We start from the raw sequence: 26,325 nt of genomic DNA on the forward strand, positions 1-26,325 counted from the left end.
CTCTCGTCGCTTACTCTCGGCTCAACCCGCGCGGCGCACAGCAGAACCGACCGGATCAATTGGCGTACAAGTTCCCGCACGTGCCTCGATCGCTTCACCCGCAGCGAGACACAGCGCCTCCTGAAAGCGGCCGGCGACAAGCTGAACGCCCATCGGCACGCCATCGCGCACGCCTGTCGGCACGGAGAGCCCCGGCAATCCGAGCAACGCAGTCGCGAGCAGGGGACTTTGCATGTCGATGATGTGCCGCATCGCCTCGTCGCCACGCTGGTCCTCATCGATCGGGAACGGCTGCGCGCATGAGACCGGCATCAGCAGCAACGGATAGCGCTCGAAGAAACGCTGCCATTCCCGTAACAGGCCGGTGCGCCGCGCCAGGCCATTCATGTAGCCGGCCAGGTCGAGCGGCGCGGCAAGGCGGCGCTGGCTGCCGAACGCCGTACGAATCGTGTCGTCGCCATGCTGCATGATGACGTCGCCGAGCCCACTCCTCGCTTCGTTGGTGACGAGATCCAGCCACAGCGCGCTCGCTTCGGCCATCTGCGGCGGCACGGCTTCTTCGACGATGCAACCCGCCTCCTCGAGCCAGCCTGCCGCCTGCCGGATCGCGTCGACGACCGCGGCATCGGAACGAACGCCCGGCAGTTCCGCACAGACGGCGACACGCGCAGGAAACGCCGCGCGCTGGCCGAGTGGCTCTACCGGCATCCACCATGCGTCGCGCGGATCGCCGCCCGCCATCGCCGCAAGAGCAATGCGCAGGTCGCCGACAGTTCGTGCCAGCGGCCCCTGCACCGACGCGAGCTGGACTGCAAGCGTCCGGTCCTTTACCTGCGTCGGGTTGTACGCGGATACACGGCCAGTGCTCGGCCGCAGTCCCGCGACGCCGCACGCGTAGGCCGGATAGCGGATCGAGCCGCCCAGGTCGTTGCCGTGCGCGATCGCGCCGATGCCGGCGGCGACCGCAGCCGATGCCCCACCACTTGAGCCCCCGGGTGTCAGCTGCGAATTCCACGGATTCAGCGTGCGGCCATGCAGGTCGTTGTCGGTGAACCAGCGATAGGAAAACGCCGGTGCGTTACTGCGGCCGATCACGATCGCGCCGGCTTTGCGCAGGTTCGCGACCACGGGGCTGTCCTCGCTTGCGACGAGATCCTTGAACGCGCTCACACCGTTGGTGGTCGCGTAGCCGGCCATGTCGACATTGATCTTGACCGTCACCGGCACGCCGTGGAGCGGTCCGACCGGTTCGCGCCGCGCGATCGCCGCGTCGGCCTGCGACGCCGCATGCAGCGCGCTGTCAGCCAGTACGTCGACAATCGCGTTGATGCGCGGATTCACATCCTCGAGCCGCTGCAGACAACTCTGCGTGAGTTCCGTCGACGACACGTCGCGACGCGCGACGCGTTCCACCATTTCCGTAGCGCTCAGACGCCACAAATCCTGACTCATGCCCTGCTCCTGGTTGATTCCGATGATTGACGTTGCAAGTCGAACGGTCGCGCTATGCGTCGGATAGCTCGACTTGCGGGGCGTGCGACGCGTAGATCTTCCTGCACGCCTCCACGACCTCCCATGTGCCGCGAAAGCCGGAAGGAATCACGAAGCGATCCCCGGCGCGCAGCACCTTTTCGCTCCCCTGCATGTCACGCACGATCACCACGCCACTTAACATCTCACAGTACTCGGATTCGTCGTACTCGATCGTCCAATGGCCGGGCGTGCTCTCCCAGATGCCGGAGCTGAACTGTCCGCACGGACTGATGTAGTGATGCGTGAGCGTCTGCATCGGATTGCCGGCCAGCAGCAGCCCGCGCGGCACGCGGGATTGGGTGAGCTCCGCGGGGTCCCGCATCAGGTCTACGATATGGGTGATGTCTGTCATAAGCGCCTCGAAGGTGTGCAATGTTCGATTCAGGTGAGTTGTCGCGCGGCCGGACGCGCGTTAGGCCAACGCGGCTCAAAACGCGTCCATCATCCGGTGCCAGGTCATCGCGAGCATCAGCATCGGCGAGCGCAGCAGCCGTCCGCCCGGAAAGTCGCGGTGCCGGATCTTGCCGAACAGGTCGAAGCGGGCGGCCTGCGCATCGATCGCTTCCGCGATGAGCCGTCCCGCGAGCCCCGTGACGTTCACGCCGTGCCCGGAGAACCCCTGCGCGAAATACACGGTCGGCTCGAGTCGGCCGAAATGTGGCGCGCGATTCATCGTCGCGTCGACGAAGCCGCCCCACGCGTAGTCGATCTTTGCGTCGGCAAGTTGCGGAAACGTCTTCAACATATCCCGCCGCATGGCCGCGGCGAGCTCGCGCGGCGTACGCGTCGAGCTACTCGCCTTGCCGCCCCACAGCATGCGGCGATCCTTCGTCAAGCGGAAATAGTCGAGCGCCGCGTTGCAGTCGCTGATCGCCGCGTCCGTTGGCATCGTGTCACTCGCCCTCGCCTCACCGAGCGGCTCGGTCGCAATCAGGTAGGTCGCCACCGGCATGATCTTGCGCGCAAGCGCCGGCGCGAGACGGCCAAGGTAGGCGTTACCCGCGAGCACGACGTAGCGCGCGTCCAGCTGTCCGCGCGCGCTCGTCACGCGATGGCCTTGCGCGGTCTTGCCGATTGCCTGCGCGCTCGTGTCCTCGTGGATCGACACCCCGGCGTCGCGTGCCGCGCGCGCCAGACCGAGCGTGTAGTTGAGCGGATGCAGATGACCGCTGCCGTCATAGTGGAGCCCACCCAGGTAGCGATCCGAAGCGACGACCTGGCGCATCTCGTCACGCTCGACATACCGGTACCCCTGATAGCCGAAGCGCGACTCGGCGGCTTCCCGCCAGGCGCGCAGCGCGTCGACATGGCGCGGCTTGTTTGCCGCGGTTAGATAGCCCAACGTCAGGTCGCAATCGATCCGATGCTTCGCGACCCGCTCCTTGACGAGCTCCACCGACTCGAGCCCCATCGCCCAGATACGCCGCACGTCCTCTTCCGGCATGCAGGACGAGAACGTATCGATGTCACACGAATACCCCGCGATAAGCTGGCCGCCGTTGCGTCCGCTCGCACCCCAGCCGATCTTCGACGCCTCGAGCAGCACGACCGAGTAGCCGCGTTCGGCGAGATTGAGCGCGGTGGAAAGGCCGGTGAGTCCACCGCCGATCACGCAGACGTCGGCAGACACCGATGCATCGAGCGGTTGATGACACGTCCGGTCGTTCGCGGTAGCCGCGTAATACGATGGGACGTGTGCCTGATTTTCAAACTTGAGCATGACAAAGCCTCGCGGTCGGCGGCGCCCCTGTTTCCTCGGGCGAGTGCCGGCATCGCATCAGAAAGAGTAGAGGAATTGCGCGGCAAGCAGGTCGTTCGACTTCGCATACGTACCGTCATTGCGCAGGAACACCTGACGATTTGCCCAATCGTGCCGGTATTCGACCTTCACCGTGATCTGTTGGGTCGGATAGAACAGCAGGTCGAGCGCCACATCCTGGTGCGTCGCGCCCTTGCATTCGAAGCCGTGATTGCTCGATGCCGCGAGGCAATTCACGTCGATGCCGAAGCCGTTATACGGATCCATCCCGTTGCCGTTGAGGGCGATCCCACCGCCCCCGCCGCCGTTCTTGCTGTCGACCAGAAGGTCGTAGCGGGCCGTCACGCCCATCCGTCCCACCACCGGCAGCCTGAACTTCCGGTGCGCGAGCAGTGACAGTCCGTACCACTGCGCCTGGCCGCCGTTCCACGCGGCATTCTGCTGCTGGCCGTAGTCGATTTCGGCGTTGTACTGGACGTCGGCCAGCGCATATGTCATATCGGCTTCCGTGAAGAAGAACGTGCCGTAGCCATTTGGCGCCACGCCACCCCAGCCGTAGCTGACCGAGCCTGTCGACGGGTCGATCGCGCTCGGCAGCGTCTGCCGGCCGATGGCGAACGAGCCGCCGACGTCGAGCTGACTGCCACGGAAATAGTCGACCCGCGCGCTGAACGTCGGCATGCGGTTGCTCGTCGTGATCGGATCCCCAAACGCGTTTGTGCCGGTCTGCGTCACCGAGCCGGCGGTGCGGAACTGCTCATTGCCGAGCAGGAACTTCCATGCCCACTGGTCGCCGGTGTAGTTAACGCCAGCGCCGATCGAGCTACCCGGATCCGAGAAGTCATACAGCAGGTTGTGCGTGAGCGTCAGCATCTGGTTCGACTGCTGCATCTCGTAGCCGCTCAGCCCCGGCATCAGGCCGGCGACGACGGACGTCGTCGGCGTCAACGGCACCGTCGCGATCGCCGTGTTCAGAATGTTGAGCCCGCTGTCGCCGTGTTCGTTCATCAGATACATGCCGGCGCCACGGTTCGGCGCCAGGGTCACCTCGACGGAGGGCGCCATCGGACCGACGCCGAACATCTTCTTGATGTCGAGGTACAGATCGCCGAACGTGCTGTTGTAGTACTGGTACGCGTTTTCGTGGTTCGCAAACTGGAACGACGACGAGCTCGCCGCACGGTTATACAGATAGGTGGGATCGATGTAGCCGGTCACCGACAGTCCCGCAATCGGGCCGGTCTGAGCGGCGTCGGTCAGCGCGTCGACTTTCAGCTGCTGGTTCGCGGTCTGCTGCTTCAACTCGGCAAGGTCGTCGTTAGTCAGCACCGCTGGCGCCTGGCCGTAGTCCGCCGACGACGGATCTGCAGCGGCCGCATTCGCCGGCGCCGGCTTGGACACGGGCTTCGCGGCAAGCTGCGACTGCAGCCCCTTTACCTCCTGCTGCAGCGCGGCGAGTTGCTGCTGTAGCGCCTTGATCTGATCGCCGGTCGGACTCGCTGCGGCCAGCCCCGGCAGCACCCCGGCCACCAGCACGCTGATTAACCTCTTCCTCATGAAACGTCTCCCTGTTGTTATTTGATTTGGAATCCTTAACCGCCTGATTTCAAGCGCAACCACAAACGGTTCTGTAGCCGCGTGAGCTCCGCGCTTATCGGCATCGCGAGCGACATTCTGGCGAGCACGCTGTCAGACAGGTAGACGTCCGGATCCTGGGAGATCTCCGGCTTCACGAACGGGCGCGCGGCCTTGTTCGCGCTCGGGTAGGCAATCTCGTTCGTGATTGCCGCGTTGGTCTTCGGGTCCTCGATGTAGTTGATCCACTTCAACGCCGCCTCGGGATTCGGCGCATCCTTCGGAATCGCCATCGCATCGAACCACAGCAGGCCGCCTTCCTTCGGATTCACGTAGCGGATCTGATATGCGTGTTTCGCCTCCGCCGAACGCCGCCCCGCGAGGCTGACGTCGCCGGACCAGCCGAGCACCACGCACACGTCGCCATTCGCGAGATCGTCCGCGTAGCCCACTGAATTGAATTGCGTGATGTACGGACGAATCGTCTTCAGCAACTCGTAGGCCGCCTGATAGTCCGCCGGGTTCTTGCTCTCCGGATCCCGGCCCATGTACTGGAGCACCGCTGCGAATGCCGCATCAGGCGCGTCGAGCAGCGACACGCCACAGCCCTTCAGCTTCGACACATTCGCCGGATCGAACAGCAACGCCCAGCTGTCGGTCGGTGCATTGTCGCCAAGCCGCTTCCTGACGGCCTCAACGTTGTAGCCAACCCCTGTCGTGCCCCACGCCCACGGCACGCCGTACTGGTTGCCCGGATCGGCCTTCGCCATCATTTTCATCAGCGCCGGGTCGAGGTTCACGAGGTTCGGGATCTTCGATTTGTCGAGCTTCTGGTAGACGCCCGCCTGGATCTGCCGCGCGAGGTAGTTCGACGTCGGCACGACGATGTCGTAGCCGGAACTGCCGGTGAGCAGCTTGGTCTGCAGCGTGTCGTCGCTGTCATAACTGTCGTAGCGCACCTTGATGCCGCTCTGCTTCTCGAAGTTCGGCACCGTGTCCTTCGCGATGTACTCGGACCAGTTGTAAACGTTCAGATTGGTGTCGCCGGCCAGCGCGGACTGGCTAGCCGCGAACGCGAGGCTGGCTGAGGCGGCGAACACGATCCTGATGACCGGACAGCGACGGAAACGGGCACGCATAGGAATCTCCAGATAGTGTGAGTCGGCCGCTCCGATCCATGCGGATGCCGCCGGCAAGCAAACTCGTCAATGCCTCGCGAGGCGATCGTCGACGTTGGGACTGAACGCCGGGTCTCCTTCGTTTCAGCTTGTAGAGCACTGTAAAGATCGCCATACGGGTCGTCTGTCCCGGGAACAAAGGACAAGCGTCATCATCGATAACAGTGGTTTGGGTGCATTCCCGTGTAGGCACCGGGAATTTGTCGTGATACGAGTAACGCTACCCAGAATTAATCGAGAACAGAAGTGATGAACGCCGCGCCCTCTTCCCCGGATCTCCAGCTCAGTCAAGTCGCGTTCGTGACCGAGACCTTGGGCGACATCGCGCAGGCCGTCGGCGCTCCGCAGTTCATTGAGGTCGTGTATGACAGTCTCGTGCGCTTCGTCGACTTCGACGCGGTGCATCTGGACTACGAGCGTGTGTCGCCGTCCGGCCAGCGCAGCGTCGGCTGGATCGGGAGCTTCGGTCGCGATCGTGAGCTCGTCGAACAGGTGATGCGGGACTACTACCGCAGCTATGCGAGCGAGGACGCGACCTATGAGGGAATCGGCGACAAGCGCGATGTGCAGGTGATCCAGATCTCCGCGCAGAAAGTGGCGAGCGAGCTCCGGCATCTGTTCTTCGACATCGGCAACATCCACGATGAATGCGTGGTCTTCGGCGTGACGAACGGCACGCGATACTCGATATCGATGGCGCGCTCACGGCGCCTGCCGTCGTTTTCGCTGAAGGAGTTGAGCCTGCTGAAGCAGTTCGCGCACGTCGTGCTGCCGCTCGCGGCGGTGCACAAGCGGCTGATCGGCGCGATCTCGCCCGACGACGGCCGCCCGGATACGTCGGATAACAATCTGCTCGCGCAGTGGCTACCGCATTTGCACGGCAAACTGACGTCGCGCGAAACGCACGTGTGCTCGTCGTTTATTCAGGGAATGACGACACCGGCGATCGCGCAATCGATGGGACTGAAGCCTTCGACCGTCGAGACCTATGCGAAGCGGGCGTTTGCGAAGCTAGGTGTCGACTCGCGGCGGCAGTTGATGGCGCTCGTGCTGAAGAACGCACCACTGCGGTATGGCAGCGATGGGGCGTAATGGAGGCCTCCATAGGACCCTACCCCGCCTCGTCAAACGCAGTACTTCGTGAGAGCGTCTCCCACGCATCAAAATCCTTGCGCAGGGCAGCAAGCTGTTTGTGCGCAAGGTCAAGCGCGTCGGCGCCCAGCAGCAGATGCAAGGGTGGCCGCTCCGCCTTTAATGCTTCAATGATTGCGAGCGCGCCTTTCGCCGGATCATTGTGTTGCTTTCCATGCGAGTCGAGCAGCGCGTCACGTTGCTTGCCCAATGTCCCGGCAAACTCGGGAATGCGAATTCTGGATTGCCGCATCGAACGGCCGCGAAAATCAGTCCTGAACGCGCCGGGCTCGACCACCGTCACGCCGATGCCGAACGGCGCCATCTCTTTCGCGAGGGTCTCCGAAAGGCCCTCAAGCGCGTACTTGCTCGCATGGTAGTAGCCGACGTTCGGAAAAGTGGTGAGCCCACCGATCGAGCTCACGTTGACAATATGACCTTTGCCACGGTGACGCATCCCCGGTAGCACAGCCTGCATCAAGGCAATGACACCATGGACATTGGTATCGAACTGCGCGCGAATCTCGGCATCCTCGCCCTCTTCTATGGCTCCAATATAGCCATAGCCCGCATTGTTCACGAGTACGTCGATCCGCCCGAACCTCTCATGCGCCGCTTTCACCGAAGCGCTGACCTGTGCGGACTGGGTTACATCGAGGCCGACAGCCATCGCCCGGTCGCCGTAATGCTCGACAAGGTCGCGTACGGCAGCGGGCCTGCGAGCAGTAACAACAGCACGATAGCCGTGTTCAAGCACCTTTTCGGCCAGCGCCCGACCCAGACCGGAAGAGCTACCGGTAATCAGCCATACGGAATTATCGTTAATCATCCTTCCTCCGCTTCATTTCAGATTATCGACACCGCCTGGCGCACGATGTCTTGACCTCCAGAAAGGATAGATGCGACGATTCATTCAATCATCACGGATAATTCGCATGAGTCATGCAAGCAGATAAAACGATCTCGCATGGGGTCCTGGATGACCTCTCGGCCTTCGCCGTCGTCGCGCGGCTGCGCAGCTTTTCCCGTGCGGCCGCTGAACTGAACGTGTCCAATTCAATGCTGAGCTATACGATCAAGCGACTTGAAGACCGCCTCGGCTACCCACTCCTTCGACGAACCAGCCGCAGCGTTGCACCCACCGCTGAGGGGCAAACGCTCCTACTGACGCTCGAACCTGCTCTCGGTGCGATCGACGGCGCCTTGGGAGACCTCAGTCGAATCCGCGATCGCATTTCAGGCACACTCCGAGTCACCGCCACTCGGCAAGGGTATGAGGCCGTGATCCGTCCGGTGCTAGCCGACTTCTGCACGACCTATCCGGAAGCGACCGTCGAGGTCATCATCGACTATGCGTTCAGGGATCTTGTTGCCGGGTGTTTCGACGCCGGCATCCGGCTGGGCGAGAAACTCGAACAGGATATGGTGGCTCTGCCGGTCGGGCCGGCCCTCAGGATGGCTGCGGTCGCCTCACCGGAATATTTGTCGCGACACTCTGCTCCCAGTACGCCGGACGATCTTCAGCATCACCGATGCATCAACTACCGGATGGAAACGGCAGGCAGCCTCTATTCATGGGAGTTTGAAAACGGCGGCCGGAAATTGAAGGTAGCGCTGTCGGGACCGCTGACATTCAATGAGCCGGATCTGATGCTCGAGGCGGCGATAGATGGTCTTGGCGTAGCGTACGTGTTGGAGCACGAAGCAGCGGTCCATATCGGGACTGGGCGTCTGGTCCGGGTGTTGGAGGACTGGTGCCCTCCCTTCCCCGGATTCTTCCTCTACTACCCATCGCGCAAGCAGGTTTCTCCTGTGTTGGCGGCGTTGTTAAAGCACTTGCGTTACTCAGAGACACGGCATGGTCAGCAGGCGACATCCGCTTAGGCCGCGCGCGAATCGTCCAGACGCTCGCCGATTGCTCTTAGCCTCGCCCGATCCACTTTGCCTAACGAATTACGCGGCAACTGATCAACTACGATGAGCCGCTCCGGCATCTTGTAGCGCGCCACTCTGGTGGACAGATCGTGCAACACGTCCTCGACCTGAGTCGCGGCTTCGGTCAGTTTGACGAAACCGATCACGCGTTGACCGAGGACGGCATCCGGCACGCCGATAATCGCTGCCTCGCTCACGCCGCGATGGACAGTAAGGGCGTGTTCGATTTCGGTCGGCGAGATGTTCGACCCGCCGCGAATGATCAGGTTTTTCTTTCTGGCGACGTACCAGAAATCGCCGGCCTCATCCTGGCGCATCACATCGCCGGTAGCCCACCAGCCGTCCTTGCGCGCATCGTCGATGCGCCCCGGGCCGAGCCAATAGCCGATGAACACGTTCGGACCGCGCAGCAACAACTCGCCCGCTTCGCCGCGTCTGACGGTGTTGCCTTCTTCATCGACGAGGCGAACCCGGTCCATATCGACCGCGCGGCACACCGGCCCGGTATCGAATCCATAAGTGAACGTGCCCGCGCTTTCGCTCATCCCAAGGAAGTTGCGCATCCTGACGCCGAACACGCGCAAAAACGCCTCCTGCAAACTCGGCGGCGTCGTGTCGCCTCCGACGAGACAGGTGCCCAGTGACGCGACGTTGCGTGGCCGCGCAACCTGCTGGGCCATCGCTTCCGAATACATGAACGGCAGCCACATCAGCATCGTGCAGCGCTGCTGTTCTATCAGGTCAAGCGCGGCCGCAGGCTCGAATCGATCCATCAGGACGCAGGTGCCGTTAGTGGCAAGCGTCGCCAGCGTAGTGAACAGCCCCGCCCCGTGCATCATGGGCGTGGCAATCAACGCGACCTCGTACGGCTTTAGCGCGATGTCCTGGCATGCTTGCGTCATCGCGCACATCGTCCGCGGCGTATGCGTGACGAACTTCGGTTCGCCCGTCGTGCCGGACGTTGACAGCAGAAGCGCAGGTTCATCCAAGCGCACTGGTGCGAGCGGCACCTCGTCTGCATGGTGTTCGATCAACTCGCTCCATGCTCTGGCGCGTGTATCCAGCGACGAGCCGTCAACGAGAAAGCACTTGTCCGCATCGAGAATCGAAGCATCCATGCCGGCGATCGCGCCGTATAGTTCAATCTGGCCCAGGTACAGCGAAACCTGAAGCCGTCGCAGTTGCGGCTCGAGTTCCGCGCGTGTGAGCCGGGTGTTCAGCGGTACAGCAATCACGCCTGTCAACATGCACGCGTAAAACGCGGCGACGGTTTCAGGTCTGTTCGTCAGGTGCAGTGCGACTCGATCGCCCGGTTTCACACCCTGAATGAGCAGACCTTGCGAAAGTCTTCTGACGTACCGCGTCAGACGATCGTAGGTCCATGCATCATCGCCAGCGATCAGCGCGATGGCGTGAGGGCGCGCTGTGGCAGATTCGATCAGAAGTTCGTACAACGTAACGAGTTGCGGCGTACTTATTGATTTGGGGCGTGTTCCGGGACAAGACATGGCGCGTTCTCTAAAGGTCGATTGGCTGTCGACGACAGGCCTATCCTGACAACAGGTAACGCTGGCAAATTATTCCGGCAGCTGCGCTGCGGCCAATTACCTTTCCCGCACCATCCCCCCCACCAATCACAACAGCGTATCTATCCGTAGCGCCATCATCTAATCTAACGGCACTGTAATAACAGCACGCCCTGCGGCGCGTTTCACAAGCTCCGTGTGGTTGGATGGCTGGCTCCACCACCTTGCCAGTCCGCGCGGATTGCGGTGACCCAGCACAAGCAGGTCCGCGTTGAGCAAGCCTGCGTACCTGGCCATGCTATCGACCACGTTACCCGCTACAACATATCCGCGCGCAACCGTTCCGCTCTCTCTTAGATGGTCCAGCGCTTCCTCCAGAACCTGCTTCGCCGCGCCTTCCATTTGCGAACACGCCATGTCCGACAGGTATCCAACACTGCAGCCGACAGCCGAGCCAATATCCACCACAGAGAGGACATGAACAGTAGCGGTCAACGCACATCCCAAACGGGTCACGCGCAGTAAGGCCAATCTGGATTCCGGCGATCCGTCGTAGTAGACGAGCAGATTGAAGTGGTCAGGCATAGGGTCCTCGAATCGTGTGATGAAGGGCGTTGCGGCGGTTCTGCCTTTTCCACAACACCGTTGACCGATGAGGTATTCCAGAACAACGCAAGGTTTCTTCTCGCCTGAGAGACTGTTTTCCGTCGTGGAATAAAAACGCAAGCCCAGACGTTCGGAGAGGGACGATTCAGAGCCAACGAGATCGGGCAATTCAATCTGTGGAATTCCTATTCCCTGGTTGTACGCCCATTCCATTGCGCGCTCCCGGATCGTTCGTTCGCGTGCATCGCAGGTGGAGAGAGACGATTGCGGCGGGCGCCACTCCGAATACAAGAGGAATCCGCGAAAATGAAACTGCGTCAAAAGACATTTATTGCCTGGTCATTCGCCGCTTGCACGGCAACGCTCACCGCATGCGGTGGCAGCAGCGACAATTCCACGCCGCCGGCTCCGGTCACTGGGCCTTTCAAAGCCACCGTGCTGGTTTCCGACGGCAGTGTGAGCGCACCGAACACAGACGCCAATCTCAAGAACGGCTGGGGCATCGCCTTCAACCCAACCGGCGTCATGTGGGTATCCGACAACAATACGAAAAAGTCGACGCTCTATGACGGCAACGGCGTCGTGCAGTCGCTCGTCGTGACGATCCCGCCCGCGGCAAGTGGGCAAGCTGCCGGTCCGACGGGCATCGTGTTCAATACCAGCACCGACTTTGCAATTAGCGCAAACGGCGCCACAAGCAACGCGCTCTTCCTCTGGGCCACCGACGCGGGCACGATCGCCGGCTGGTCGCCGAAGGTGTTGCCGACGCAAGCGGTTAACGCGCACGACGACGGCACTGGCGGCGCGGTCTACAAGGGTCTCGCCATTGGCACGAATGCCGGTCAGAACCTGCTCTACGCGGCGGACTTCCATAACGGCAAGGTCGATGTGTTCGACAAGTCGTTCAACAAGATCCAACTCGATGGGCAATTCAAGGATCCCAGCCTGCCTGCCGGCTTGTCCCCTTTCGGAATACGTGTGGTCGGTACAACCGTATATGTGACGTTTGCGAAGCTCGGTCCCGATGGACACACGCAGGTGAACGGCCCGGGCAACGGCGCCGTCGACTCGTTCGACACGGCCGGGCATCTCACGAAGCGCATTGCCCAGGGCGGTTCGTTGAATTCGCCCTGGGGTCTTGCGGTGGCGCCGGCTAATTTCGGTGCACTGAGCAACGATCTGCTGGTCGGGAATTTTGGCGATGGCACCATCGACGCGTTCGACCCGAATTCCGGTTCGTTCATCGGCGCCATGACACAAACGGACGGATCGACATTCAAACAGCCGGGTATCTGGGGCATCTCGTTCGGCAACAACGCTGCCAATCAGCCGCTCAATACCTTGTTCTTCGCTGCCGGCCCGACACCGACGACTGGCGTCTATGGTCGGATCGACGTCAGCCAATAACGAACAGGCGGAGGCGGCGGACGCTCTGACCACCGACCTCAGCCGCGATCTTCTCATTGAAGCCGTTTTATTCCGCGACGAGGTGACAGGATCCACGGCTCACGGCGAATAGATTCCATTGGGCGGCCAGGCGGCGAAACGTACCCTGCTCTATACTCGTCAGCTTTCTGGATCGGCGAGTTTCGCTTTCACGCTGCATCATGTCCCGCCCCCAGCCATCGTGGCTTGTTCCCCGATACGCCCTCATCGTGATCGTCATTGCGGCTATCGCGGGAGCGTTCGCGTGGACCGCGGACTGGATTCAATGGCCGGGCAGCGAGCCCGCACTGACGCCCGCCCGGATGATCGACGCCTTCGAGGACAGCATGGGCAGGCATGCCGGCTTTCGCCGTAATCATGCCAAGGGAGTCTGCGTGAGGGGCTATTTCGACAGCAACGGAAACGGCGCCGCGCTCTCTCGCGCGAGCGTGTTCGAGCGCGGCCGCACCCCTGTGATCGGCCGCCTCTCCGCACCGGGCGGCAATCCCGCCCAGGACGACGCCAACACGTCCGTGCGCAGCTTTGCGCTGCTCCTCTCGCTGCGCAACGGAGAACAATGGCGCACCGCAATGAACTCCGTGCCGGTTTTCCAGGTCGCCACGCCACAGGCACTGTACGAGCAACTGGTGGCGCTGCGCCCGGATGCGCGGACCGGCCAGCCCGATCCCGCGAAATTGAGCGCGTTTTTTTCGCAGCATCCCGAAACGACGGCCTTTCGCGAGTGGGTCGATACCCATCCACCTTCCTCGGCTTTCTATAACGCAAGCTACTTCGGCATCGACGCGTTCCGTTTCGTCGATGCCAATGGCAACACGCGTTTCGTCCGCTGGAGCGTCGTTCCAGACACGCCCTATGCGGCGTCGAACGAGCGTACTAACCCGGCCCGCGACCCCGACTTTCTCGCGCACGATCTTGACCTGCGCCTGCAAGCCGGCCCCGTTTCCTGGCACCTCATGCTGACGCCGGCAGGCCCGGGCGACCCGGTCGACGACGCGACGCGCGCATGGCCATCCGAGCGCGAATTACAACGGGTGGACGCCGGCACGATCGTGATCGAGCGCGCCGAGAGCCAGATCGACGGCGCCTGCCGGGACATCAATTTCGATCCGCTGATCCTCCCCGATGGCATCGCGCCCTCAGACGATCCGCTGCTCGCCGCGCGCTCGGCGGCCTACTCGGTTTCGTTCGAACGGCGAACGCGCGAAGAGGTGGGAGCCGGCACGCGTCGCCGCTAGAAAAGACGGCATCGAGACTTTGTCGATGCATTAAGGACCACTTTCACGCGTTGTTCAGTCTCAAGTTAAACTAGGCTGTTCGAACTTCGTGGCGAAAAAACGGTGGCGAACGATAGTCCAAATATTGGTGCGAGGTTGACGTGCTCGCAGTGCTTTCGAACACGTCTCGGGGAACATGGGAGATTTTCGTTCAATGAACGCTGCAGATTTACCAGACATGCTTCCCGAAATGCTGCCGCGCTTGTGGGCGTTCGCGCTTCGCCTGTCGGGGGACCAGCATGATGCGGAAGACCTCGTGCAGCGCGCCTGCCTGCGCGGGCTCGAACGCGCTCATCAATTGCAGCCCGACACGGCTCCGTTGAGCTGGATGTTCTCGATTGTCCATTCGACCTGGATCAACGAGCTGCGCGCCCGCAGCGTGCGCAAACGCTCCAGTTTCGATTGGGACGACGACTTCCTCGAAAATCTTCCCGACCCCGTCGACAGGGGTCCTGAAACGCAATTGATGCATGGGCAGATCATCGAGGCCGTCGAACGCTTGCCGGAAGCGCAGCGCGTCGTGATGCTGCTCGTCGCCGTGGAAGGCCTGAGCTATCAGCAAGCCGCCGACGTGCTCGAGGTACCCATCGGCACGGTCATGAGCCGCCTGTCGCGCGCCCGCCAGGCGGTCGGCGCACTGCTTGGCGGCGAGACGCCGAAAGTGCGGCCCGCGAAGATACAAAAGGATTCAATCGCATGATGGCTGACGACGCTCAACTGCTCGCTTACGTGGATGGCGGCCTGTCGCCCGAGGATCGCAGCGCGGTCGAAGCGCAACTGCGCGAGTCCGCCGAAGCAAGGGCAAAGGTCGCGCTGTTGCGCGCTTCGCGGCTCGATTTCGAGGGTGCCTTCGCGCAACAGAAGCTCCCGCCGGTGCCCGATTCGCTGAAGCTCAAGGTCGACGAGATGGTCCGCGCGCATCGCGCCCGGGAATCGAACGACCCGGTCCTGCCTCCCGGCGAAAAAGCGCCCTCCGAACCCGTGCGCTCGCGCCTGCGCGCCATGCCGGTCTGGCTTGCCGCCGCTTGCGTCGCCGGCGCTTTCGCCTGCGGCCTGTTCGTGCGGCTCGGCCCGCTTGCAAGCGGCGGCACGCAGCTGACCGCCAACGCCGACGTGTCTCCGTGGGTGGCGGCGGCGGTCGGCTATCAGAAGCTGTACACGCGCGATACCGTCGCGTACACGCAGGAAGATCCGGAGGCCGCCGCAAAGGCCGTCAGGGATATTCGCAGCGACGACCGGCTCGCCCTGCGCGTTCCGGACCTGACAAGCGCCGGGCTGACCTTCAAGTCGGTGCAACGCCTGCGCTTCAACAACAAGCCACTCGTGCAGATCGTCTATCTGCCAAAAAATGGCCCGCCCATTGCGCTGTGCGTGATGAAAGACTCGAAACCGGACCAGCCGGTCGCGACGAAGACGGTCGATGCAATGGACGTCGCGACGTGGCGGCAAGCGGAGTTGAGCTATGCGCTGATCGGGAAGTCGGGCGACGTCGATCTCGGCGCGCTCGGCAAGCGCATCTCCAACCTCGACATGGCTCCGCTTTTCAGCGATGCCTCGCCGATCGCAGCCGCCACCTCCGGGTGACGGCATGCCCGATGGAATAGTCTCAAGCCACGAGTGTTGTGTTAATAGCCCTTAAGGCGTCATGCAGGTTTGGGCAAGGCGTCCCATTCCGCGAAGAGTGAAAGACAGGCCTTATGAATCCGGACGACATCGAACTGATGGCCTACGTGGACGGCACACTGCCCGCCCACGCACGCGAAGCCGTGGAGCGCGCGCTGAACGGCTCAGCCGACGCCATGCTACGCGTCGAGAGGCTCAGGGCGTCGCGTCTTCCCTACGCGGAAGCGTTCGCGCGGCAGACTCTGCCGCCGGTGCCCGAAAGCCTGAGCGCGCGGATTGCCGGGATGGCACGCGAGGCAAAACAGTCTGCGCAAGATGCCGCCCGGAACGACGAAGCGCCGGGCCGGCAGGACGCGGTCGCGCCGGCCGGACGCGATGCGAGCGTCAACGATGCCGTCGTGCCGCATCCTGCCGGCGCCGAGGCGTCCGCGGCGGTCCGCTCGCGCTTGCGCATCGCGCCAGCGTGGCTCGCCGTCGCGTTCGTCGCGGGGGCGTTCACCTGTGGGTTCGTGCTGCGCCTCGGAAGCGGCACCGGGCCTGCGTCGATGGCCGGCGCATCGGTGGCGTCAGTTGGAAGCGGAGTGTCGCCTTGGGTCATGGCCGCCGCCAGCTATCAACAACTCTATTCTCGTGACACGCTCGCAAACGTCGAAGCCGACCCTGCATTGGTGGCGAAAACCACCGCGCAGATTCGCGACGACGATGGCCTCGCCATTCGCATTCCGGACCTGAGCGCTTACGGCCTTACGTTCAAGCGCGTGCAGCGCCTGCGTTTCAACGACAAACCGCTCATTCAGATCGTCTATCTGCCCAAACAGGGCGCGCCCGTCGCCTTGTGCGTGACGAAGGAGGCCAAGCCCGACGCGGGCACGGCAACGCAGCGGGTTGCGTCGATGACGGTCGTCACCTGGCGTCAGTCCGAACTCGGCTACGCACTGATCGGGCCGCCCCGCGGTCTCGATCTGAATGCGCTGGGCAATAGCATTTCCACCCGCCGCACCGCGCCGCTCTTCGGGACCTAGCCCGCGCCCTTTTCGCGCGCTGTCCTCGATACGCCGTTCCTCCCTTCCCTGTTGTGTTGAAGAGGCCGGCGTTGACCGGCATCGTCAACATTCGAGCAACACACGTGGCTTGGCGCGGCGACAGATCTGACTGTGTCGCCGCGCCAAGGTGTCGTGCAGATTCAGGACGACAACGGCAAGCTCGTCGCTCTCGCTGTGCAGTCACGGATGCTGCAAGCAGATGAGCGACTAGTCACGCATCTTATGGGGTGCCGTCCGCCGCCGCTTACTACTTGAAAAAAGTATAGGTGGCGATATACGGCGAGCTGCCTGTCGCGTGTTCGACGGTGCAAGGCGCTGTCGGCGCAGCGCCACCTGCGGTCATCGTGCGTTGCACGTAGCGCACCTCGCTCAACAGGCCCTTCTCGCCTGTCGAGCGCGTCCCCAGCAGCAGTTGCAGCACGCCGTTCGGCGTTTCGCTCGGCGTCTGCGCGAGGACATGGCCTACGATCCGGCTGCCGTCGCGAGCTTCCCAGGAGGGTCCCGCCGAATGCTCGATCACCGCGGCCCCTGCCGTATCGAACAACGTGGCGCGCGGACTGCGAAACACCCAGCCGAGCGTGTGGTTCGCATCGTATTCGCAGGAATAAATCTGGACGCCGGATGCGGCGGTGCTTAATAGCACTCGCGCATCGGGCGGGTCGATCGGCGCAGCGCCAGCCGGCGTGCCGACTACTGCCAACAACCATACGGCGCTGATTGAATGGCGCATTTTGCGTGGCAAGCGAATCATGGCGATGCTCCTTTTGACCCGATACGATGAAAGCGTGAAACTGCCCCGCGTCCTGTCAGACACGGTCAAGATTGGCTGAGGCGAACGCCCAGTTCAGGTGACGCGAGACCGTCGCGACCAGATAGTCCGGTCGACGGTTCTGATAGTCCAGGTAGTACGCGTGCTCCCATACATCCACGGTTAGCAACGGTACGAGTCCACGCGTAAACGGCGTTTCCGCGTTGCTCGTCTTGACGACCGCGAGTTCTCCGCGATCGAGCACGAGCCATCCCCAGCCACTGCCGAACTGCGATGCCGACGTTGCGACGAGCGCCTTCGCGAGTGCGTCGACTGAACCGAACTTGCGGGTGATCGCCGCCTGAAGTTTCTCGCTCGGCGCGCTCGGCGCGCTCGGCGCCGGGCTCAGCGAGTTCCAGTAGAAGTTGTGGTTCCATGCCTGCGCGGCGTTGTTGAAAATGTCTGCGAGCGCGGGCTGGTCATGCGACTGCATGATGATCTGTTCGAGCGATGCCTGTTCGAGCGGCGTGCCGGCAAGAAGCTTGTGCAGATTGTCGAAATAGGCCCGGTGGTGCTTGCCATAATGAATGCCGATGGTGCGCGCCGAAATGGTCGGCTCAAGCGCATTGTCAGCCCATGGCAGCGGCGGCAGTGTTTGCGGCGACGAGCCGAGAAATGCCGGAACGACGCTCGTCGCCGTGCTTGCGGCGGGCCCGGCGTCGCCTGTGACCGCGCCGTAGGCAAGCTTCGAAAACAGTACGCTGAATGAGGCCATGGACCCCGCGGCCATCAGACGTCGCCGGGAAATAAGGGAATTGAGCATGTCCGAACCTGTTGTTGTGTGGGCGACCGGTTCACCCGGGCTGCTCATACAACAGTTCGTCCTTGCGATCTATTCCACTTCGCGTTGAAATTTCCCCCACGCGGCCAGCGCTCGTTGATCCGCCAGCACGGCCCGGAATTTCAACCGCACCTCCAACTGGAAAGCACGCAGCACGTTGTCAGTCAGGCGAACGTCTCGTCGAGCGCCGCCTCGATATCCGCAATCAGATCGGCTGGGTCTATGTTGAGGATGGGAAGGCAATCCCGGAAACGCTACGAAGGCAACACGCGGATCCTTGTCGAGGAATTCGGCGACCCTCTGCGCCGTAGCCACGTGCTGAGCCAAACGCAGTGGCAAGGTCACCGAACCCCGCATGATCAGCCACGCATTGAAAGGCGAGATTGAAGCGCCCACATCGACAAGCGCATCGGCCTTCAGACGGCGAATCAGCTCCGCGCGCCCGATCACGGCACCGCCCATCGCATCGCCATGCCCGTTGATGTACTTCGTCAGCGCATGAACCACGAAATCCGCGTCATGTTCAAGGCCGCGAAACATTGGCGGGGGCGTGAACGTTGCGTCGATCGACAGCATGGCGCCGGCATCGTGCGCGATCTTTGCAAGCGCCCGGACATCCGCCACCTTCGTGGGACGATCGGCGTACGGATCGCGCCCGTCGTGGCGTCAATGACGTTCCCGGCATGCACGGCCTGGCTGGCGAAAGAAAGGCTTGCCGGTTCGTCCTTATCAGGCCGTTTCTGACTGTTCATGGTTGTCATATACCGCCTTCCTGATGCACACGACCTTCGGTTGAGTCATTTCCTCGTACGCAAATCTGACACCTTCGCGGCCGAGGCTTCCGTACTTGAATCCCCCGAACGGCATGGCGTCGAATCGGTAGTCCGACGAGTCGTTGATCATGACGCCGCCGGCCTCCAGCCTGTCGGCTGCCTTGAGCGCGGCATGCAGATCATTGGTGAAGATGCCGGCATGCAGACTGTATTCGGAGCTGTTGGCGAGCGAAAGCGCCTCATCCAGTGTCTCAATCCGCTGAAGAACGACAACCGGGCTGAATATTTCCTGCTTCCACAGGTCGCATTCGAAGCTGACGTCCTCAAGTACCGTCGGCGAGTAAAGCGAACCGTCCTGAGTATTGCCGCACAGCAGTGTGGCTCCCTGACTGAGCGCGGCATCCACCACGCGTCTCGTGCGAGCCGCTGACTGAGCCGTGATCATCGGCCCGACGTCCGTATCAGGCAACGCGGGATTGCCCGTCTTGAGCACTTTGGTGCCGGCAACGAAACGCGTCCTGAACGCGTCATAGATGGACGACTGAACCAGAATGCGTTGCGTGCCAATACAGTTCTGGCCTGCGGCCCAGAACGCTCCTGACACACACGACGTAGCAGCGTCCTCAAGGTCGCAGTCGTTCAGAACGATGACGGGTGCATTACCGCCCAGATCCATCGCAAGCTTTTTGAGGCCTGCGGAGCTGGCTATTCTCTCTCCGGTTGCGAATCCACCGGTAAACGAAATCATTCTGACGTCCCGGGACGAGACGAGTGCTTCGCCGAGCGCTGCGCCACCTGTCGCAACCGACACGACGTTCGGCGGCATGCCGGCCGCCACCAGATATCCAACAAGCTTGATCGCCGACAGCGGCGTGAGTTCGGAGGGCTTGAGAACGACGGCATTGCCGCCGGCGATTGCCGGCCCGAGCTTATGCGCAACCAGGTTGAGTGGATCGTTGTACGGCGTGATCGCAACGATAATGCCGAGCGGTTCCCGAGTGAACCACCCCTGGCGGTTTTCCGATCCGCCGTACGCGTCGAACGGCACGACCTCACCTGCGTTTCGACGTGCCTCATCGGCGGATAGCTTGAGCGTGTTCACGCAACGTAGCACTTCTTTCCGGGCCTGCTTGATCGTCTTACCCGCTTCCGCGACGATGAGATTCGCAAAGGCGTCGCTATCGCGTTCCACGAGCGATGCGCAGGTTTCGAGCACGCGAGAGCGTTCGTGGCGGGACAGGTTACGGCAAACGCGCGCGCCCTCCTTCGCGGTCTGTATCAGCACTTGCGCGCCTTCCGGTGGAATGTTCACGACCGTGCCGACTTCGACGCCATCGAAGGGATTGGTGACCGAGATGAAGCCGGGCGATGAGTCAATGGGGAATGCGGAATTCATTTCGAAGCGCCTGCGTCCTTTCTTGCGAATGCGGAAAATTTCAGAAGCCAACGCGCAAGCTGTTTCAGCGCGTCTCGCGTCCGGTCCCTGTCTAGAGCGTAAGCGAGCCCTCCACAGATGTGACGCAGGAACCGCCCACGCGCACATTCCCGTTCGCATCCACGCTTACCTTGATTCGCCCGTCTCGACCGACACACCGTCCCTGAGCAGCCACGTAATCTGTTCCGCCTCGCGGCAACAGGCCGCGTTGCCACTGGAAGGCCGCCACGCTGCCGTTGCCGCTTCCGCAGACAGGATCCTCCTCCACCCCACAGGATGGCGCGAAGGTACGCACTTCGATTGCCGCATCGTCTCCATGCTCGCGCGTGCCGAATACGGTCAGGCCCGTGACACCGAGGCGGCGCTCGAGGTCCGCCAACCTCGCGAAATCCGGCTGAAGATTGAGCACGGAAGCGGCATCGTTCAGATGCGCCACAATCCAGATGGCGCCGACATTCACGACACCTGGCGCAGTCTTGAGGTCCACTTTGCACCCGAGGATCAGCTCCAGCTCCGCCACATCTTCCGCGTGCAACGGCTCCAGCTTCGCAGGTGGCAGGTTGAACGTGAGCAGGCGATCTTCGCCTCGCTCCTCGAGCGTCAATTCAACGAGGCCGATGCCGCATTGTTGAATCAATCGACCGCCTTCGCGCGGTGCGACACGCCCCGCTTCCACGATTGCGTGAGCACTACCCAGAGTCGGATGTCCCGCGAAGGGAAGCTCGCTACGCGGCGTGAAGATCCTCAAGAGATAGTCGGCCCCGGCTGTTGTGGGCGGAAGGACAAAGGTCGTTTCTGACAGGTTGGTCCAGCGCGCGACAGCTTGCATCGCGTCAGTGGTCAGGCCCTCAGCGTCCAATACCACGGCCACCGGATTGCCCAGAAGCGGCCTCGCGGTGAAGACGTCAACCACTTTATAAGATCGTTTCATGTTCGCCTCGTCTGACTCCAGTGGACATCTGGGCATTCTTTAGATGCAAGTGCAACACATGCATCGTAGCGCGTGCCGCCCAAGCGTAACAGTCACAGTTTTTCGCCTATGCAACCATTACAATTTCGCCTGACCAGAATGGCAAGCGCTCACCGGTTGACGACCCGCTTCGGCATTGCCAGCGCCAGCACGCAACCCAGCAGCAGGCAGATACCGAACGTGATGACACCCGTGCCCACGCTATGTGTCCGGTCTTTCAGCCAGCCAAGGAAATAGGTACTCGCGAAGCCTCCAAGATTGGCAATCGAGCACGCGAATGCAATACCGGCTGCTGCTGCCGTGCCGCGAAGAAACGTTGACGGAAGCGCCCAGATCACCGGCATCGCCGCCGCGGCCCCGGCGTTAGCCACCGAGAGAAGGATGACGATGGCGGGCACGCTGCCCGGGAAAAAGGCGCTTGCGATCAGGCCAAACGCTGAGCACAGCAAGGGCACGGCAACATGCCAGCGACGTTCCCGGAACCGGTCGGAACTGATCCCGGTTAGCAGAACCATGACAACCGCCAGGCCATTGGGGATTGCCATCAGCGCGCCAATCTCGATCGCACTTCTCGCGCCGGCATCGCGCAGCATCGTGGGCATCCAGAAACTGATCGAATAGAAGCAGAGCAGTACGCAGAGGTCGAGATAACCCACCACCCATACTTTCGGATTGGCAAAGGCCTGAGCCAGCCGATGCTCCTTCTTCTCCTCCCGATCGATTCCGATGTCCCGTTTTAGCCTCGCGAGTTCGGCAGCGCTGAGAAAACGCGCACCCTGGTGCGTTTTCGGCAGGAAGATATAAACGAGCACACCAAGCAGCACGGAAGGCATTGCTTCCAGCGCGAACAGCCACTGCCAGCCTCGCAAGCCATGCACGCCGTCAAAGACCGACAGTATCCAGCCTGAGAGCGGCGCGCCGATCAGACTCGACAGCGGCAAGCCCACCATGAAGAGTGCGACGATCCGGCCGCGCCGCGCGTCGGGAAACCAGTAGGTGAGGTAAAGCAGTGCGCCGGGCAGGAACCCGGCTTCCGCCACGCCCAGCAGGAAACGCACGAGATAGAACTGCCCGGGCGTCTTCACGAACATCGTCAGCCCTGAAAGCACGCCCCATGTAACCATGATGCGCGCGATCCAGAAGCGGGCGCCGACTTTCTCGAGTATCAGGTTGCTGGGCACTTCAAACAGGATATAGCCGACGAAAAACAGTCCGGCGCCGAGCCCGTACACCGTTTCGCTAAATCCAAGTGAATCGAGCATCTGCAGCTTGGCAATGCCTACATTCACGCGGTCCAGAAACGCGGCAAAGAAGCATAGACCCAGGAATGGGGCGAGCCGCCATGTGAGCTTGCGATAGAGACTGCGCCCGGTCGGGGCGTCATCTTCGAGGTCGCAGGAGGGGATGTTCAGGGGAGACGTCGACATGTTGGATCCTGGAAGAGGACATGGAAGACGCGTTTCGCAGCGTTCAGCGAAACGCGCGACCTGGCTTCACGAATAGTTGATCACGAGCAGCTTGATTTCCGACATCTCGTCCATCGCGTAACGTGTGCCCTCGCGGCCGGTGCCGGATTCCTTCCAGCCGCCGAAAGGCATGTTGTCGATGCGATAGATCGGCACGTCATTGATCATCAGGCCGCCCACATCCCATTTCTCCAGCGCCCGGAACGCGCGCTGCAGGTCCCGTGTGAACAGGCCGCCCTGCAAGCCATAGCGTGAATCGTTGGCACGCTCTACAGCTTCATCGAATGTGCGATAGCTATTGAGCGTGAGTACGGGTCCGAAGATTTCCTCGTCCTCGACCAGCATTCCGCGTTGGGTATCCGCCAGCACGGTCGGCTGCACGACTGCGCCGACACGCGGGCCACCGGCCAGCAGACGCGCGCCGCCGGTCAGCGCTGCGTCTATCCAGCCCTGAATGCGGATAGCCGACTTCTCGTCGATCACCGGACCCACGTCGACGCCCTCTTCCATCGGATCGCCGACCTTGCACGCACGCACCTTGTCAAGCAGCCTGGTCTCGAACTGGGCGCGTACATTCTCGTGTACGAGAATGCGCTGTACGCCAATGCAATACTGTCCACCGAACACCACGCCGCCGCGAACACACCGCGCCGCTGCAAGATCAAGGTCCGCGTCTTCCGCCACGATCACCGTGCCATTGCCACCAAGCTCAAGCGCGACTTTCTTGTGGCCTGCGATCGATTTGATATGCCAGCCGACCTTGGCGCTGCCGGTGAAGGTCACCATGGCGAAGCGGTCGTCACGGACCATCGACTCCGCAAGAGGAATACTGCAGTGACACACTTCCAGCGCGCCATCGGGCAGACCCGCATCGCGCATAACTTCCTGCAGCAGAAGGCTCGTGAGCGGTGTTTGCGGTGCAGGCTTCAGCACGACTGCATTGCCTACCGCAATCGCCGGCGCGACTTTGTGCAGGACAAGATTGAGCGGAAAATTGAACGGCGAGATCGCCAGGATGAGACCAATCGGAAAACGCCTTGCAATACCCACACGACGGCGCATGTCTGCCAGTTTGTCGAGATCGAGACGAGACAATTCCGTAGCGCTGCCGCTGGCATCGGTGGTCTGGTATTCGAAAACGCCCGCGTCGACATCGAGCGGTACTTCTTCACCATGACTGCGCCGTGCTTCGGCAGCCGCGTTATGCAAGTTGAAGATGCCACGCGAAACCTCGCCGCGCGCATCGTACAAGGGCTTGCCCGACTCCGCCGCGATCGTGCGCACGAACTCGTCGCGCCGTGATTCGATCAGGTCCGCCGCGCGTTGCAGAATATCCGCGCGGGTGAATCGAGGCAGTTGGCGCATGATCTCGAACGCGGCTTGTGCGCGTTCGATCGATCGTTCGACAGCGTCCGCATCGGCAATCGGCATATAACCGACCACAGCGCCGTCATAGGGGCTGCGCACGGCGTCGGTGGGTTGGGTTTGCGTCTCAATGTCATATTTCATTTGGCATCCTTATCTATGATCGGTGTTTTTATTTTTGGCCGCTCACTGCGAATCCTCGTGGGGATCCGACGAGAAGCGCTCTCGCCGGCTATGCGACGACCAGGGTCTGGTTGAGGTCTGCGATCGCACGTACGAGACTGCACGGCGCCAGCATCGAGGTTTTGGGATTGCTCGGCAGGGTCTTGCCCGTGACCGCAATATCGATGTGGCCAAAATCGCCTTCGGCCTTGATCCGGTGCGTGTTGCCGGTGGCAAGCGGATCGACATACAGCACCACCCTGGTCCGATCGAAGCCGACGCCGGCCAGCGCGACCGCAGCGGCCACGTTGGCGTTCTGTGGAAAGAGGCGCGCCGCATCTCGCGCCGTGCCTTCATAGAAGGCGGTCGGCCGCTCGATGTCGTCGAGCACAACCAGCGCTTCGGCGGGCGTGCCCCGCCAGGCGCCCGGCGCCTTGTGCGATTCGTAGCGCACCTCGCGCAGGCCGGCGAACTTCGCCGCGCCAAGCGCGTCGAGTCCGCCCAGCGCGCCGGAGGGAATGCGCAAACGCGCCCCTGCAGCGGTCGCGCTATCGATCAATAGCGTCTCGAGCGTCGGATCCGCCAACGCACCGACGGAGGCGACGAGCATGTCGTGCCCTGCCGCCAGGGCGGACGGCCCCAGGTTGCGCAACGCTTCGTGGCCTGCACATTCGACGACGAGGTCGAGATCACTCTCAAGGAAGTCGCCAACGCTATCGACAATCGGGGCGCCAGCGTCGAGCGCCTTGCGCGCGCCCTCGCGATGTGTGTCCCGTTCATAGATAGCCACGACACGGACGGCGGGCACGTACCGGCTCAACAAGTCGTACAGCAGGCTGCCGATGGCGCCGCATCCTATCAATCCAACATTCATCATGTCCCTCACTCGGTTCGTGGTGCCCGGGCTCGGCCCCACGTGATGAATGCATTAGATGGGATACAAATTTCCCGGGGAAGGCGTTCGAAGTGACGTCTATCGTCACAAAAACAGAACACTGGGGGGTGATTGGTCAGGGAGACTGGTGGCTTGTCCTGAGACGCCGGATAAGAAGGTCGAGAAAACGCTGTGCCGCGACCGACAGTTGCCGCCCGCGAAAGCTGATCACGTCGATGGTCGCCGACCCGGAATCGCGCTCGTCCAGCGGTACTGCCCGTAACCATCCGTGAGCCGTCTCCTGCTCGAGGGTGAGCGGCGGCATGAAGCTGACAAGATCCGATTGCCTGACGAGATTCTTGATAACCTGCAGTGAGTTGGCTTCGATCGCAACCTGAAGCGCGACGTTTGCCCGCTCGGCAGATTTTTCGATCAGATAGCGAATGCCGAATGTCCGCGTCGGCAACGCAACCCTCACGTTACCCAGTTCAGACATTGACACTGTTTTCCGGCCGGCGAGTGGATGCGCCGGCCGGCATATCATCTGCAGCGGCTGGATCGAGCGGCCATGAAGATTGATGTCGTCGCGATTGAGGACATTGAAGGCCATGCCGATCTCGGCACGATGATCGACGAGTGCGTCGACAATCTGAGCGGTTCCGCAAACCTCGAGATGCACCGCAATGCCCGGGTGGTCACGCGAGAACTCCGTGATCAGGTCGGGCATGAAGCTATGGACGGCAGCTTCGACCAGCGCAATCCGCACCACGCCATGGCGCAATGAGCTCAGGTCGTCCATTGCAGCGTGCAACTGCTCGACGTGGCGCGAGTTGGCGTTCACGTAGTTGAGCAGTAGCTGGCCGGCTGCGGTTAGCGTCGCGCCGCGCGGTGAGCGGTCGAACAACGCCGCGCCGAGTTCCTTTTCCAGATTGCTAATCTGTTTGCTGATCGCGCTGGGTGCAACGAAGAACGTCTCCGAAGCATGTCTTAGCGAACCCGTGCGCGCGACTTCGGCGAAATACCTGAGTGACTGGGGCTGGATCATTCCGCACAGGCTGCGCT

General features: G+C 62.0%; 24 protein-coding genes. 7 read left to right on the forward strand and 17 right to left on the reverse strand.

All coding sequences use genetic code 11. The features are described 5' to 3' along the window. Nucleotides 1-21: 21 nt before the first annotated feature. The 5 genes from BM438_RS26270 to BM438_RS26290 all read right to left on the reverse strand — a co-directional run bounded on the left by BM438_RS26270 (nt 22) and on the right by BM438_RS26290 (nt 6,006). Nucleotides 22-1,452, reverse strand: coding sequence for an amidase family protein (locus BM438_RS26270; protein WP_093640067.1), 1,431 nt, complete (start codon nt 1,450-1,452; stop codon nt 22-24). 52 nt (nt 1,453-1,504) lie between these two features. Beyond that, nucleotides 1,505-1,885 carry a cupin domain-containing protein gene (locus tag BM438_RS26275; protein WP_093640070.1) on the reverse strand — a complete coding sequence of 127 codons (381 nt, stop codon included), beginning with the start codon at nt 1,883-1,885 and terminating at the stop codon, nt 1,505-1,507. Nucleotides 1,886-1,960: 75 nt separating this feature from the next. Continuing rightward, nucleotides 1,961-3,253 carry an NAD(P)/FAD-dependent oxidoreductase gene (locus BM438_RS26280; RefSeq protein ID WP_093640073.1) on the reverse strand — a complete coding sequence of 431 codons (1,293 nt, stop codon included), beginning with the start codon at nt 3,251-3,253 and terminating at the stop codon, nt 1,961-1,963. Nucleotides 3,254-3,310: 57 nt separating this feature from the next. Continuing rightward, nucleotides 3,311-4,849, reverse strand: coding sequence for a DUF3138 family protein (locus BM438_RS26285; protein WP_093640076.1), 1,539 nt, complete (start codon nt 4,847-4,849; stop codon nt 3,311-3,313). Between the two features lie 35 nt (nt 4,850-4,884). Beyond that, entirely contained in the window at nt 4,885-6,006 is a 1,122-nt protein-coding gene (locus BM438_RS26290; RefSeq protein ID WP_093640079.1) for a polyamine ABC transporter substrate-binding protein, read from the reverse strand. A gap of 288 nt (nt 6,007-6,294) precedes the next feature. On the opposite strand from BM438_RS26290, the gene BM438_RS26295 reads away from it, so the two are divergent. Then, nucleotides 6,295-7,137 carry a helix-turn-helix transcriptional regulator gene (locus BM438_RS26295; RefSeq protein WP_093640082.1) on the forward strand — a complete coding sequence of 281 codons (843 nt, stop codon included), beginning with the start codon at nt 6,295-6,297 and terminating at the stop codon, nt 7,135-7,137. 19 nt (nt 7,138-7,156) lie between these two features. Here the strand turns inward: BM438_RS26295 and BM438_RS26300 are convergent, their stop codons facing one another. Next, nucleotides 7,157-8,005 (reverse strand): oxidoreductase, encoded by an 849-nt coding sequence (locus BM438_RS26300; RefSeq protein WP_093640084.1) that lies wholly within the window; start codon nt 8,003-8,005, stop codon nt 7,157-7,159. A 113-nt stretch (nt 8,006-8,118) separates the two neighbouring features. Here BM438_RS26300 and BM438_RS26305 point away from each other — a divergent pair, with 113 nt between their 5' ends. Beyond that, the gene (locus BM438_RS26305; RefSeq protein WP_093640087.1) at nt 8,119-9,060 is read left to right on the forward strand and encodes a LysR family transcriptional regulator; all 942 of its coding nucleotides are present in this window, start codon (nt 8,119-8,121) and stop codon (nt 9,058-9,060) included. On the opposite strand, the gene BM438_RS26310 is transcribed toward BM438_RS26305, so the two are convergent. Then, the gene (locus tag BM438_RS26310; RefSeq protein ID WP_093640090.1) at nt 9,057-10,619 is read right to left on the reverse strand and encodes a class I adenylate-forming enzyme family protein; all 1,563 of its coding nucleotides are present in this window, start codon (nt 10,617-10,619) and stop codon (nt 9,057-9,059) included. The two genes, BM438_RS26305 and BM438_RS26310, sit on opposite strands and share 4 nt — an antisense overlap. Before the next feature lie 159 nt (nt 10,620-10,778). Beyond that, nucleotides 10,779-11,456: a universal stress protein gene (locus tag BM438_RS26315; protein ID WP_093640093.1), complete on the reverse strand. Its 678-nt coding sequence runs from the start codon at nt 11,454-11,456 to the stop codon at nt 10,779-10,781. Nucleotides 11,457-11,549: 93 nt separating this feature from the next. Here BM438_RS26315 and BM438_RS26320 point away from each other — a divergent pair, with 93 nt between their 5' ends. The 5 genes from BM438_RS26320 to BM438_RS26340 all read left to right on the forward strand — a co-directional run bounded on the left by BM438_RS26320 (nt 11,550) and on the right by BM438_RS26340 (nt 16,608). Further along, nucleotides 11,550-12,650 (forward strand): TIGR03118 family protein, encoded by a 1,101-nt coding sequence (locus BM438_RS26320; RefSeq protein ID WP_093640096.1) that lies wholly within the window; start codon nt 11,550-11,552, stop codon nt 12,648-12,650. A 200-nt stretch (nt 12,651-12,850) separates the two neighbouring features. Continuing rightward, nucleotides 12,851-13,924, forward strand: a complete 1,074-nt coding sequence (locus BM438_RS26325; RefSeq protein WP_093640099.1) for a catalase family peroxidase — start codon at nt 12,851-12,853, stop codon at nt 13,922-13,924. Nucleotides 13,925-14,117: 193 nt separating this feature from the next. Next, nucleotides 14,118-14,663 (forward strand): RNA polymerase sigma factor, encoded by a 546-nt coding sequence (locus BM438_RS26330; protein ID WP_093640102.1) that lies wholly within the window; start codon nt 14,118-14,120, stop codon nt 14,661-14,663. Continuing rightward, nucleotides 14,660-15,547 (forward strand): anti-sigma factor family protein, encoded by an 888-nt coding sequence (locus tag BM438_RS26335; protein ID WP_093640105.1) that lies wholly within the window; start codon nt 14,660-14,662, stop codon nt 15,545-15,547. The genes BM438_RS26330 and BM438_RS26335 overlap by 4 nt, the downstream gene beginning before the upstream one ends. 113 nt (nt 15,548-15,660) lie before the next feature. Then, on the forward strand, nt 15,661-16,608 hold the full coding sequence (locus BM438_RS26340; RefSeq protein WP_093640108.1) for an anti-sigma factor family protein: 948 nt from the start codon (nt 15,661-15,663) through the stop codon (nt 16,606-16,608). Between the two features lie 268 nt (nt 16,609-16,876). Here the strand turns inward: BM438_RS26340 and BM438_RS26345 are convergent, their stop codons facing one another. The 9 genes from BM438_RS26345 to BM438_RS26385 form a co-directional block, all read right to left on the reverse strand. Then, entirely contained in the window at nt 16,877-17,380 is a 504-nt protein-coding gene (locus BM438_RS26345; protein ID WP_093640111.1) for a DUF3455 domain-containing protein, read from the reverse strand. A gap of 55 nt (nt 17,381-17,435) precedes the next feature. Continuing rightward, the gene (locus tag BM438_RS26350; protein WP_244179458.1) at nt 17,436-18,029 is read right to left on the reverse strand and encodes a superoxide dismutase; all 594 of its coding nucleotides are present in this window, start codon (nt 18,027-18,029) and stop codon (nt 17,436-17,438) included. A gap of 240 nt (nt 18,030-18,269) precedes the next feature. Next, a complete protein-coding gene (locus tag BM438_RS26355) occupies nt 18,270-18,842 on the reverse strand; it encodes a PLP-dependent transferase (RefSeq protein WP_093640114.1) in 573 nt (190 codons plus the stop codon). A 105-nt stretch (nt 18,843-18,947) separates the two neighbouring features. Beyond that, entirely contained in the window at nt 18,948-20,387 is a 1,440-nt protein-coding gene (locus BM438_RS26360) for an aldehyde dehydrogenase family protein (RefSeq protein WP_093640119.1), read from the reverse strand. A gap of 91 nt (nt 20,388-20,478) precedes the next feature. Then, the gene (locus tag BM438_RS26365) at nt 20,479-21,357 is read right to left on the reverse strand and encodes a PhzF family phenazine biosynthesis protein (RefSeq protein ID WP_093640122.1); all 879 of its coding nucleotides are present in this window, start codon (nt 21,355-21,357) and stop codon (nt 20,479-20,481) included. Nucleotides 21,358-21,506: 149 nt separating this feature from the next. Continuing rightward, entirely contained in the window at nt 21,507-22,823 is a 1,317-nt protein-coding gene (locus tag BM438_RS26370; RefSeq protein ID WP_093640125.1) for an MFS transporter, read from the reverse strand. A gap of 66 nt (nt 22,824-22,889) precedes the next feature. Continuing rightward, a complete protein-coding gene (locus tag BM438_RS26375) occupies nt 22,890-24,371 on the reverse strand; it encodes an aldehyde dehydrogenase family protein (RefSeq protein WP_093640128.1) in 1,482 nt (493 codons plus the stop codon). Nucleotides 24,372-24,459: 88 nt separating this feature from the next. After that, nucleotides 24,460-25,266 (reverse strand): aspartate dehydrogenase, encoded by an 807-nt coding sequence (locus tag BM438_RS26380; protein WP_093640131.1) that lies wholly within the window; start codon nt 25,264-25,266, stop codon nt 24,460-24,462. 133 nt (nt 25,267-25,399) lie between these two features. Further along, the gene (locus BM438_RS26385) at nt 25,400-26,308 is read right to left on the reverse strand and encodes a LysR family transcriptional regulator (RefSeq protein ID WP_093640134.1); all 909 of its coding nucleotides are present in this window, start codon (nt 26,306-26,308) and stop codon (nt 25,400-25,402) included. Nucleotides 26,309-26,325 lie beyond the last annotated feature (17 nt).

Origin of the sequence: Paraburkholderia aspalathi, assembly GCF_900116445.1 — a bacterium.
GTDB lineage: Bacteria > Pseudomonadota > Gammaproteobacteria > Burkholderiales > Burkholderiaceae > Paraburkholderia > Paraburkholderia aspalathi.